At 53.9% G+C, this 11,834-nt stretch carries 10 protein-coding genes; 3 read left to right on the forward strand and 7 right to left on the reverse strand.

Going from position 1 to position 11,834, the window contains the following annotated elements; all coding sequences use genetic code 11:
• Positions 1-52 precede the first annotated feature (52 nt).
• The 5 genes from AACY82_RS12355 to tilS form a co-directional block, all read right to left on the reverse strand.
• Positions 53-466 (reverse strand): hypothetical protein, encoded by a 414-nt coding sequence (locus AACY82_RS12355; RefSeq protein ID WP_339617135.1) that lies wholly within the window; start codon positions 464-466, stop codon positions 53-55.
• Positions 467-1,488: 1,022 nt separating this feature from the next.
• Positions 1,489-2,778 (reverse strand): phosphopyruvate hydratase, encoded by a 1,290-nt coding sequence (gene eno, locus AACY82_RS12360; RefSeq protein ID WP_041522730.1) that lies wholly within the window; start codon positions 2,776-2,778, stop codon positions 1,489-1,491.
• Positions 2,779-2,882: 104 nt separating this feature from the next.
• Entirely contained in the window at positions 2,883-3,749 is an 867-nt protein-coding gene (kdsA, locus tag AACY82_RS12365) for a 3-deoxy-8-phosphooctulonate synthase (protein ID WP_339617136.1), read from the reverse strand.
• A gap of 56 nt (positions 3,750-3,805) precedes the next feature.
• Complete coding sequence (locus tag AACY82_RS12370) at positions 3,806-5,428, reverse strand: CTP synthase (protein WP_041522728.1); 1,623 nt, start codon at positions 5,426-5,428, stop codon at positions 3,806-3,808.
• A gap of 828 nt (positions 5,429-6,256) precedes the next feature.
• Positions 6,257-7,600, reverse strand: a complete 1,344-nt coding sequence (tilS, locus tag AACY82_RS12375; RefSeq protein ID WP_339617137.1) for a tRNA lysidine(34) synthetase TilS — start codon at positions 7,598-7,600, stop codon at positions 6,257-6,259.
• 121 nt (positions 7,601-7,721) lie between these two features.
• On the opposite strand from tilS, the gene AACY82_RS12380 reads away from it, so the two are divergent.
• Together AACY82_RS12380 and greB are read left to right on the forward strand one after the other, a co-directional pair.
• Entirely contained in the window at positions 7,722-9,665 is a 1,944-nt protein-coding gene (locus AACY82_RS12380) for a S9 family peptidase (RefSeq protein ID WP_339617138.1), read from the forward strand.
• Between the two features lie 2 nt (positions 9,666-9,667).
• On the forward strand, positions 9,668-10,174 hold the full coding sequence (greB, locus tag AACY82_RS12385) for a transcription elongation factor GreB (protein WP_339617139.1): 507 nt from the start codon (positions 9,668-9,670) through the stop codon (positions 10,172-10,174).
• Here greB and AACY82_RS12390 read toward each other — a convergent pair.
• The gene (locus AACY82_RS12390) at positions 10,165-10,401 is read right to left on the reverse strand and encodes a hypothetical protein (protein WP_339617140.1); all 237 of its coding nucleotides are present in this window, start codon (positions 10,399-10,401) and stop codon (positions 10,165-10,167) included. The genes greB and AACY82_RS12390 overlap by 10 nt on opposite strands.
• Before the next feature lie 47 nt (positions 10,402-10,448).
• Between AACY82_RS12390 and AACY82_RS12395 the strand changes: the two genes are divergently transcribed.
• Positions 10,449-11,357, forward strand: a complete 909-nt coding sequence (locus tag AACY82_RS12395; protein WP_339617141.1) for a histone deacetylase — start codon at positions 10,449-10,451, stop codon at positions 11,355-11,357.
• A gap of 22 nt (positions 11,358-11,379) precedes the next feature.
• Here AACY82_RS12395 and cynS read toward each other — a convergent pair whose 3' ends face one another.
• Positions 11,380-11,820 carry a cyanase gene (gene cynS / locus AACY82_RS12400; protein ID WP_339617142.1) on the reverse strand — a complete coding sequence of 147 codons (441 nt, stop codon included), beginning with the start codon at positions 11,818-11,820 and terminating at the stop codon, positions 11,380-11,382.
• Between the last annotated feature and the right edge of the window lie 14 nt (positions 11,821-11,834).

The following is an 11,834-nucleotide window of genomic DNA, read 5'->3' on the forward strand; positions in this document are numbered from 1 at the left end:
CCGCATGCAGGGTGTTGTGGGGGCTGGAGGCTAGACACCTCCGGCTACCCGATTAAGCGCCATACTTGAAAACCGTTAAAACCTTATTCAGCAGGAAATACACTAACCAGCAGGAGATAACATAAAAATAGCCTATTGTGATTGTGTAAACACCCAGCGCAGCCATTGTGGCTAAACTGCCTTTTGAAAAAATGGAATCACCAGACACGATAAGTGCCCCAATACCTGCTATAGGAGCAAATATTACCGGCAATAACCATGTGGCTTTCTTAACAGTTCCTTCATGACGCTTCCTAGACCATAAAATAAATGCTGCGCAAAAAATGCAATAGGGAATCCCCGCTATTGCAATTGCAAAAGGTAAAACCATAAATATGCTATCAGTTGGCCATATCCAAAATGTAGCCGCCAATATAAAAGGGCTAAATAGTGCCCAAGAAATATATGATTTAAAACTAATGCTCATAATTGGTTGCACTTAACAGCTAATTCATGCGACTCAGTCGCACTTTCACCTGTCACCCTATCCCCAGTAGAAACTGGATGAAGTTGGAGATGGAGTCTGTTGGAAGTACAGGGGAAATAGGCATGTTTTGACAGCTCCTTGTCTGGGGAAAGTGCGACTAATGTTTATTGAAGGTTTAATTTAATCTTTTTTATCTTACCGCGCAAGCTCTACTAACCTATTGAATTATTTAGAAAATATTATTCTTACACCGCAATTCCATACCTAGCGCTCAAGGGTTTCCCTTGAATACTGGGTGCCGCGTTAATTATCCGATACCAATACTCAGGCTCACAGCCAGCTACCGCGCGCCCCTTGCCGCGCCCGGTGACACGGGCATATAAAAAAGCCCGCTTTAGCGGCAGCCCAGCCAAATAACACGATACAACCAGATCAAGCAAGCCACCATAGCACTTCGCTCGCTGGATACCGGCTCAAGGCCGGTATGACGCTGTAAGTAAACATGCAACTAGCGCGTTCGCCAACTACGAAGCACCGCTTTTGGGGCCCCTGCAGCCAGCCGAGCGGAGGCCTATTTTAGTGGGTAAGCAAGCAGGACGTTTGCGCAAGTATCGCCACGCCACGGAAGGCGTGTCGATGCGGCCCGCTAAAATCGGCCGGAGCGAGGGGACCCGAAGGGCTGAGGTGCCGGGGTGCGTTTCTTGATTACTTCTTGTCGCATAACAAGAAGTAATTCGCCCGCCCGGCGACTGAGGGCACACAAGGTGGATAAGCAACCAATGCTATCGTTTGGCACCCACACTGCTCCGTAGGCACAAAAGCCTCTAGATTCCGGGTCAAGCCCGGAATAACGATGAAAAGGTGCGGCCCCAGCCCGTGGCCTGCCCGTGTACCCCAACCATAAAGACAACCCCAAAAACCAAAAAGCCCCGCACTGATTTCTCAGTGCAGGGCTTTCTAAAAGCACACGATTAAAACGTGTGCCTTAGCAAAAATTTAAAGCAACGTTCGCTATAACTAGCTTAGGCTTTAAATTCCGCACGACCTTTATAAGGCGCGCTGCCATTCAACTCGGCTTCGATGCGCAGCAGACGGTTGTACTTAGATACGCGGTCTGAGCGGCACAGTGAACCGGTTTTAATTTGGCCGGCTGAGGTGGCAACCGCCAAATCGGCAATGGTGGTGTCTTCGGTTTCACCTGAACGGTGCGAGATAACGGCGGTGTAGCCGGCGTCTTGCGCCATTTTGATCGCGTCCAAGGTTTCAGACAGTGAGCCGATTTGGTTGAACTTGATCAGGATTGAGTTGGCGATTTTCTTATCGATGCCTTCTTTTAGGATCTTGGTGTTGGTTACGAACAAGTCATCGCCCACCAGCTGGATTTTATCGCCCAGGATTTTGGTTTGGTACGCCCAACCTTCCCAATCGCTCTCGTCCAGGCCATCTTCGATAGAGATGATGGGATACTTGTTGGTCAGCTCAGCCAGGTAGTCACTGAAACCTTCGGCGTTAAAGGTTTTGCCTTCGCCAGACAGGTTGTACTCGCCATCTTTGTAAAACTCAGAGGCGGCGCAATCCAGTGCCAGAGTCACATCTTCACCCAGCTTGTAACCGGCATTGGCGACGGCGGTGCCGATAACAGCCAAGGCTTCTTCGTTAGATGGCAGGTTAGGAGCAAAGCCACCCTCGTCACCAACGGCGGTGTTCAGGCCTTTTTCGTTCAGTACTTTCTTCAGTGCGTGGAAAATTTCAGCACCTACTTGCAGCGCTTCGGCGAAGGTTTTTGCGCCTACAGGCTGAACCATAAACTCCTGAATATCGACGTTGTTATCGGCGTGCTCACCACCGTTAACAATGTTCATCATCGGTACTGGCATGGTGTATTTGCCAGAGGTACCGTTAATGTCGGCAATGTGCGCGTACAAAGGCACACCTTTAGCAATGGCAGCAGCTTTAGCAGCGGCCAAAGATACGGCCAAAATGGCGTTGGCGCCCAGCTTAGATTTGTTTTCGGTGCCGTCGGCTTCGAGCATGGCGTTATCCAGCGCGCGCTGATCGGTCGCATCCATTCCCACCAGCAAAGGCTTGATGGTGTCGTTGATGTTGGCAACGGCTTTTAATACGCCTTTACCCAAGTAGCGAGACTTGTCGCCATCGCGCAGTTCCAGTGCTTCACGCGAGCCAGTTGAGGCACCCGATGGTGCACAGGCCGCGCCTACGGCGCCAGACTCAAGAATCACTTCAGCGCTAACGGTTGGGTTACCGCGGCTGTCCAGCACTTCAAAGGCTTTAATGTCTACTATCTTGCTCATTGGGGATTGGCTCCAATTGTCGTTTCAGTAATGTCGGTTAACTATACAAATTAGGTTAACGGGTTAACGTGGTGCTGATGTTACAAAATCGGGTTTTGCTGCCGCTATTTAATTTCCAGCGGCGCCATGGCTTTTACCAGCGCATCGATGCTTTGCATCTGCGCTAAAAATGGCTCTAGTTTATCCAGTGGTAAGGCACTGGGGCCATCGCACTTGGCGTTGTCCGGGTCGGGGTGAGCCTCTAAAAACAAACCGGCTAAACCCAGCGCCATGCCAGCGCGGCCCAACTCGGCCACTTGCTGACGGCGACCACCGGAGGCGGCGCCAAACGGGTCGCGGCACTGCAGTGAGTGGGTCACATCAAAAATCACCGGCGCACCGCCCGAGGCCTCTTTCATGGTGCTAAAGCCAAGCATATCGACCACGAGGTTATCGTAGCCGAAGTTGCTGCCGCGATCACACAGAATCAGGTTGTCGTTGCCACACTCGCGAAACTTCTCGCAGATGTTTTTCATCTGGCCTGGGCTTAAAAACTGCGGCTTTTTAATATTGATGACGCTGCCGGTTTCAGCCATGGCCTGCACTAAATCCGTTTGGCGCGCTAAAAACGCCGGCAACTGAATAACATCGGCCACTTCACTCACGGGCTGGCACTGATAAATCTCGTGCACGTCGGTAATGACCGGCACGCTAAAGGTGCTTTTGATCTCTTGAAAGATTTTTAAGCCCTCGTCCATGCCCGGCCCACGAAACGAGTGGATGGATGAGCGGTTGGCCTTATCGAACGAGGCTTTAAAGACGTAGGGAATACCAAGCTTTTGTGTCGCTTCAACATAGGCCTCGGCGGTGCGCAGCGCTAAATCGCGCGATTCGAGCACATTCATGCCGCCAAACAACACAAACGGTAAGTTGTTGCCGACACTGACACTTCCGGCATCAGTACCGCCAATACGAACAGTTTTATCAGTCACAGAGATTCCTTAAAGTAAAATCCCGCAACGCGCTAAGCGTGCGGGATGATCGTGTTTTAGCCTTTGGCTTTAAGCGTAGCCGCAACAAAGCTGGTAAACAGCGGGTGGCCGTCCCGTGGGGTCGAGGTAAACTCGGGGTGGAATTGACAGGCGACAAACCACGGGTGATCGGCAATTTCGACCACCTCGACCAAGGTGTCATCCGACGACCAGCCACCAATGCGCAAGCCCGCTTGCTGCAGCATATCAACGTAGTTGTTGTTGACTTCATAGCGGTGACGGTGACGCTCGACAATCACATCGTGGCCGTAAATCTCGCGGGCTTTAGAGTCTTTCACCAAACGACACTCTTGTGCGCCCAGGCGCATGGTGCCGCCTAAGTCCGATTGCTCGTCGCGTTTTTCTACGCGGCCGCTCTCGTCGGTCCACTCGGTAATCAAGCCGATCACCGGGTCTTTACAGTTGCGGTCAAACTCCGTGCTGTTGGCGTCTTTAAGGCCCACCACGTTGCGGGCAAACTCGATGACTACCGACTGCATACCCAGGCAAATGCCCAGATACGGCACTTTGTTTTCACGGGCGTAACGCACAGCGGCCAACTTGCCTTCGACGCCACGGTTGCCAAAGCCGCCGGGCACCAAAATAGCATCGGCACTTTTTAAGATCTCGACGCCTTCCTGCTCAATGCGCTCGGCATCGATGTAATCAATTTTTACGCGGGTGCGGGTGTGAATGCCGGCGTGACTCAAGGCTTCGTTAAGCGACTTATAGGCGTCCAGCAGCTCCATGTACTTACCCACCATAGCCACGGTAATTTCGTGCTCGGGGTTAAGCTTGCCATCGACGACCGCATCCCACTCGGACAAATCGGCCGGGCCGCAGCTTAAGCCAAATTGATCGACGACGATTTGATCCAGGCCAAACTCGTTCAGCAGGCGCGGAATAGAGTAGATGGTGTTGGCATCGGGCACCGGTACCACGGCCTTTTCGGCGACGTTGGTAAACAGGGCAATTTTGCGGCGCGAGTCGTCGTCAATGGACACCTCAGAGCGGCACAACAATACCTCGGGCTGCAAGCCAATGGAGCGCAACTCTTTTACCGAGTGTTGGGTAGGCTTGGTTTTGGTTTCGCCAGCGGTGGCAATGTAAGGCACCAGCGTTAGGTGTACCAGCATGGAGTGCTGCGGGCCCAGCTCGACTTTAAGCTGACGCACGGCCTCCAAAAACGGTTGTGACTCGATGTCACCCACGGTGCCGCCGATCTCGACCAGCGCAACGTCCACATCGCGGCCGCCCTCTAAGATACGGCGCTTGATTTCGTCGGTAATGTGCGGAATCACCTGCACGGTGCCACCCAAGTAATCGCCACGGCGCTCTTTGCGCAGCACCGTCTCGTACACGCGGCCGGTGGTAAAGTTATTGCGGCGGGTCATGCGGTTGCGAATAAACCGCTCGTAGTGGCCTAAATCCAGATCCGTCTCGGCACCATCTTCGGTGACAAACACCTCGCCGTGCTGGAATGGGCTCATGGTGCCCGGGTCCACGTTGATGTAGGGGTCGAGCTTCATGATGGTGACCGCCAGCCCGCGCGATTCCAAAATAGCCGCCAAAGAGGCCGAGGCAATGCCTTTGCCCAGCGAGGAAACAACACCACCGGTAACGAATATATATCGCGTCATGTAAAGCCTTGTAGAGGTTGATCAGTATGCGGTTAACCAGCACAAAGCCGGCAAGCGGGACCAAAACTGTACGAAACCGGCTGCGAGGAGCCAAGTAAAACCGTATAGAACCGCCCTAGAGATGGGGCGCCAGAGTACCAGAAAGCGCGCTTAAGCTCAATTACTAAGCGTTAAAATAGACGCTTAAAGCGCTTTACAAAATTGCACCGTAAAGAGCGGCACCAACCGGCTACGAAGTGCCGCTTGGAAATCCCCTGCAACCAGCCGAACGGAGGCTTGTTTTAGGAGCTAAGCAAATAGGACAAGGTGAATGCCGCGAAGCGGCAGAGAGGGCAACCCGAGCTGCGTGTACACAAGCGTCGCCAATATGTGTGACACATGACATTTTGTGCCGCCAAAGGCGGGCTTATTTTATATGCTCGTGTCGCCGGGCGTGGCGAGGCACTTTTCTGTGTTTGGCCAAATCAAAGTACCCCAAAGGCAGCTCGCGCGCATCCTGCGCTCGCTGCATTAGTGAATTTATTCACGTCAAAGGCCATCCCGGCATCTCAGCCCTACGTCGCTAAGCGTCCGGCCAGTAAGCACCGCTTACTGGCGTTCGATTACGCACAAAGCAGCACTTTGTAAGCGCTAGATCTCACCCCTCGCTCAGGCCTACTTAGGGGGTAAGTGAGCAGGACGCTCACGCAAGTATCGTCAGGCAAAGGACTGTCTGTCGATACGGCCCCCCTAAAATAGACCTACACTCGGCTGGCTGCAGGGGATTTCAAAGCGGCACTTCGTCGCTAAACTCGGCATAAGCTAGATGGACTGTAAAAGCAGAAGACTTTATAGCTTTTCGGCTGACCACTGCCAACAACATTCCCGTCCCGGCTCTCCATCTGTGGCAGCAAAGCGCTGGCAAACCCAGTAATCGGCGACGGCTGCCAATTCACCATTGATGTACAGCAGCGGCACACGGGGGCGCAGCCACGTGGGTATTTGGTACTCTTGCAGTAGTTTTTTAAGCGATTGCGAGTGTACCCTGCCCGCTGGCTGGCAGCGCTCGCCTCCTACGCGCCACTGTACTTGCAAGCCGGCGCTTAGCCATTTAAGGGCGATACCCGCACCCGTTACTGGCGTTAAAGTCAGGGCATCGCCGCCGGGCAGCATGAGTGGCTGAGCCGTATCGCCCCACTCAATGGCCGGTTGGCTTTGCTCCGGCTGCCACTGCAATGGCAGGTGCAAGGCGTACAACTTTTGATTAAAGCGCTGCAGGCTTACCGGCCCCGCAATCACCTCGGCGCCATGACCTTCGCTTTGCACTAGCTGGCTGTCGATCTCGGCCAGTGCTTTACGAGTCGGCAGCTGGTTAAACCGTAGCTCCAGCCAATAGCGCAGTAAGTTATGGCGGCGCGGCGCAGACATAGCCCCAAGCGCGGCCACAGGAAGGCAAAATCCCATAGCGACAGTTTGCTCGGCCAGAGCTTGTAAATCGGCAGCGGCGTACTCGCTTAACAAGGTATCGTTGCTGCGGTTTAGCTCGGCAGAGTCAGCCAGTGAGCGTGCCGCGGCGGGCCAGCGCTCACGCAAAGCAGGCATGACGCGGTGGCGTAAATAGTTGCGATCAAACCGTACGTCGGTATTCGATTCATCGTCTACCCAACTTAACGCGTGCTCCTTAGCGTAGGCCTCAAGCTCGGCCCGGCTCACCTCTAACAAGGGGCGATACAAGCGTGCCGCGCCTAGCGGTCGCTCGGTTGCCATTGCCGCCAAGCCCCGCGCGCCCGCGCCGCGCAACAAACGGTAAAGCACGGTCTCCGCTTGGTCATCCTGGTGCTGAGCCAGCAACAACACATCTCCCTCGTTAAGCACTTGGGTAAACGCTTCGTAACGGGCGTCGCGAGCCAGTGCCTCGAGATTGCCTGCCGCCGTATCCAGCGCCACCTTAACCACGTGCAGCTCGACACCTAGCTCACGACAAAATTGCTCGCATTGTTGCTGCCACTGGTCTGCATTGGGCGACAAACCGTGATTAACGTGCACCGCTTTTAAGGGCCAAGCGGGGCGCGCTTGTCGTAGCCAGTGCAGCAAAACAGTCGAGTCGAGCCCACCACTAAATCCCACCCAGCCGCACGCGCCTGCATCTGGCTGCAGGTTATCGAGTCTGGCTGGGTTAATAGTTAGGGTCATAGCGGGTCCTCGTTGGCTGCCCATTAAAACGCAAAAGCGACCGTAACAAAACGTCTCTTGCACCTAGGCGCCACAATCGCTAGTGTTTGAGCCCCAAAAGACAATCACACAAATGAGCATTATGAGTAAAACCAAGGTCAGCACCACCGCCCAGTACGGCAGCTGGGATTCACCCATTGATGCCAGCGCCCTCACCGCCAACGCCGTGCGTTTAGCGGAGCCGCAACTGCACGAGGACATTGCCTACTGGCTAGAGTCGCGCCCCGACGAGGGCGGCCGCAATGTGTTGATGCGCCAACAACTGGGGCGCGAGCCGCGCGAACTATTAGATGCCAGCATCAGCGTGCGCACCCGCACCAATGAATACGGCGGCGGTGCGTATTTGGCAACCGCAGAGGCAATATACGCCGTATTTGATCACGACCAACGGGTTTACCAGATACCACTCAAGCAGGGGCACTCTCTTACCCCCGCCCCCCTAACGCCCAAGGGCGATTTTTGCTATGCCGACTTTTGTTTAGATGTCAGCCGCAAGCGCCTTATCGCCGTGCGCGAAGATCACACAGGCGCGGGCGAGCCGGCCAACGAGATAGTCGCCATCGACTTAAGCGGTAACTTAGCCGTTGAGGTGTTGGTCACAGGCGCCGATTTTTACAGCAACCCGCGCCTTAATAACCGCGCCGACAAACTCTGCTGGTTAAGCTGGGACCACCCCAATATGCCTTGGGATGGCACTGTGCTAACGCTCGCCGAGATAAGCGATAGCGGGGAGTTTAAAAACCAGCGCAAGGTTGCAGGTGGCGATAACGAGTCGGTATTTCAGCCCAGCTGGAGTCCGTCAGACGAGTTGTTTTTTGTCAGCGACCGCAGCAACTGGTGGAACTTGTACCGCCATAGTGATCGCGGCGCAGTTTGTGTACTGGAGATGGATGCCGAATTTGCCACGCCGCAATGGGTGTTTGGCATGTCCACGTACGGTTTTTGCGGCGACGATAAAATCCTATGTACCTTCAGCCAAAACGGCCAGTGGCAACTGGGGCTGATTACTCCCAAGAAAACCCAAAAGGGTTATCGTTTTAGTGCCCTTAAAAGCCCCATGACGCACATCAGCGACATCGCCACCAGCGCCGACCACCTAATGTTTATCGGCGCTAACTCGACCCGTGCGCCGGCATTGCATCACTTATTAGCCCAGTCGATCGGCCACTGTGCCGCGCCGCCATTAGCCATTGTACGCCGCTCGCAAGCGGATATCGTCGAGCCAAAAGATTTAGCCACCCCGCAGCCGGTTAGCTACCCCACCGGCAACGGCGACACCTGCCACGGCTTTTACTACCCGCCGTGCAATACCACCCATCAAGCCCCCGCTGGGGATTTGCCGCCGTTAATTGTAATGTGCCATGGCGGGCCAACGGGCGCCACCAGCAGCGCGTTAAATTACAAACTGCAGTTTTGGACATCTCGTGGGTTTGCCGTGCTGGATGTTAATTATCGCGGCAGCACCGGCTACGGCCGCGAGTATCGCGATAGCCTAAAAAACAACTGGGGCGTAAGCGACGTGCAAGATGTGGTCGCCGGCGCCGAATATTTAGTCAAACAACAACTGGCACACCCCGAGCAGTTGATTATTCGTGGCTCCAGCGCTGGGGGTTACACGGTGCTCGCCGCGCTTACCTTTAGCGATATTTTTAGTGCAGGCGCAAGCCTATACGGCATTGGCGATTTAACCGCTCTGGCCGAAGACACGCACAAGTTTGAATCGCGCTACCTTGATACTCTGGTGGGCCCCTACCCCGAGGCCAAACAAACCTACCTGGACCGATCGCCCCTTGAGCATATTGCGCAGTTAAATTGTCCGGTGATTTTTTTACAGGGTTTACAAGACAAAGTCGTGCCGCCAGCGCAAGCCGAGGCTATGGTCGCCGCACTTAACAGCAAAGGCATCGCCAACGAGTACGTCACCTTTACCAACGAAGGTCATGGGTTTCGCGCCGCCGACAGCATTCAAACAGCCATTAACAAAGAGCTGGCGTTTTACCGCCGTGTGCTCGGCCTAGAGGCTTAAAGGTGGGACGCTGGCGACCACCGCGCCCCAAAAGCTCGGCGTATATTACCGCAGCAGGCGCCCGTGCCTTAAAAGACGAGCTTCGCGAGCTGTGGAAAGTTGAGCGCCCTAAGGTGACCGAAGTTGTCCATGAGGCGGCTAAAAACGGCGACCGCTCGGAGAATGGCGATTACATTTACGGCAAAAAACGCCTGCGGGAGATCGACTCGCGGGTGCGCTTTTTAACCAAGCGGTTAGAGTCACTCACCATTGTCGACCGCTTGCCCGACGACCAGAGCCGTGTGCTGTTTGGCGCCTGGGTGACACTCGAAGACGACAACGGCAAAGAACGCTGCTACCAGATAGTCGGACCCGATGAATTTGATGTAAGCGCCGGTAAAATTAGTATGGACTCACCACTGGCGCAGGCCATGTTAAAAAAACAAGTGGACGATGAAATTATGGTACACGGCGCCGAAACCGAGCAGGTGTATTACATCAGCGCCATTGAGTATAAACCTTACGCTTGATCGGCCAAAAGCGAGAGGCGGACTAGCTCTTCCGTAAGCGTGTTATCGGGGAACGACTCGCCGGCGCGCCGATACCAATAACCGGCATTGCCCAAATCGCCCTCATCGCGATGCAGATAAGCGTGCAACAGGCACGATATTTTATCGTTGCCATCTTGCACAAGATTGTGGGCGCCATCCCAATCACCCGCGTTAATCAGTGCGACGGCTCGTTTAGCGTTGTTCATTGTAACCTCTGCTATAATCGAAAAAACCTGAGAGCCATTGTAAGCGAATGTCCATACCCCTTGTCACCCACCCCGCCTACTCATTTCCGTTTCCGGGGCGGCACCGGTTTCCGATGGAAAAGTTTGGTTTACTTAATGAGTGCTTAACCGAGCAAGGTATACTCACGGCCAACAATACCTTTAGGCCGGGCAGCGCAAGTGCGGCGGTACTGCACAACGCCCATTGCCCCGATTATATCGAGCGTTTTAGCCAAAATAGTCAGTCGAAGCAAGAAGTTCGCCGCATGGGTTTGCCCTGGAGCGAGGGGTTAAAAAAACGCACTCTTATTTCGCCCAACGGCACACTGCTAACCGCACACTTGGCATTAAGCAACGGCATTGCCTGCCACTTAGCCGGTGGTACTCATCACGCCCACTACGACTTTGCCTCGGGCTTTTGCATTATTAACGATTTGGCGGTTACTGCAAACACGCTGTTAGCGCAGAGAAAAGTTAACAAACTGTTAATTTTTGATTGTGATGTGCATCAAGGCGATGGTACGGCCGCAATACTTGCCCACGAGCCGCGGGCTGTGACCTGCTCGATTCACTGCGAGAAAAACTTTCCGGCGCGCAAAGCACGCAGCGATTACGATATTGGCCTTGCGCCTAACACCGCGGACGACGAGTACCTTGAGGTAGTCTCCAACACCCTGGCTCAGCTAGTAAAAAGCGAACAGCCAGATTTAGTTATATACGATGCCGGCGTGGATATTTTTAGCCAAGACCCTTTGGGATTATTACAGGTGAGCGAGTCAGGTATTCGCGAGCGCGAGCGATTGGTGTTAACCATGTGCAGAGCAAATAATATTCCGGTGGCCACAGTAATCGGTGGCGGCTACGATGACGACCGCAAAGCGCTGGCCAAGCGGCACGCTTTGGTGGTGGAGCAGGCGCACCATTTATGGTGCGCTTAAAACAAGATCAAACAATAAAGTATTACCAAGTTTTATAAGGCAAGAACTTACCATTTAATGTGAGTAAAACCCGGTCGCCTTTAGGGTCTTCGATTTTATCAACCTCCATTGAGAAATCGATCGCACTCATAATTCCATCGCCGAACTTCTCTTGAATAACCTCTTTGAGCGTATCGCCGTAAACTCCCACCACTTCATACAAACGGTAAATCAGTGGGTCGGTGGGTACGGCTTGGTCCCAGACTTTTGTCGGAAACGCCACAAGCGCAGCGGTCACGTCGTCATCCAGCGATAGGTGATCGGTAACCTTTTTGGCGATAGCGGCCGGCGCGCTATTCATACCCAAGCAGGCGGATGCCAACCACACGGGTGAAACGTCTATATCTTTTGCTATTGCCTCCCAGGTGAGGCCGCGTGCAGCTTTGGCGCTTACAATAGTGTCGGTCATGCTTTGTTTGTTCATCTCAGGCTCCTATT

Origin of the sequence: uncultured Gilvimarinus sp. (genome assembly GCF_963972205.1) — a bacterium.
Lineage (GTDB): Bacteria > Pseudomonadota > Gammaproteobacteria > Pseudomonadales > Cellvibrionaceae > Gilvimarinus > Gilvimarinus japonicus.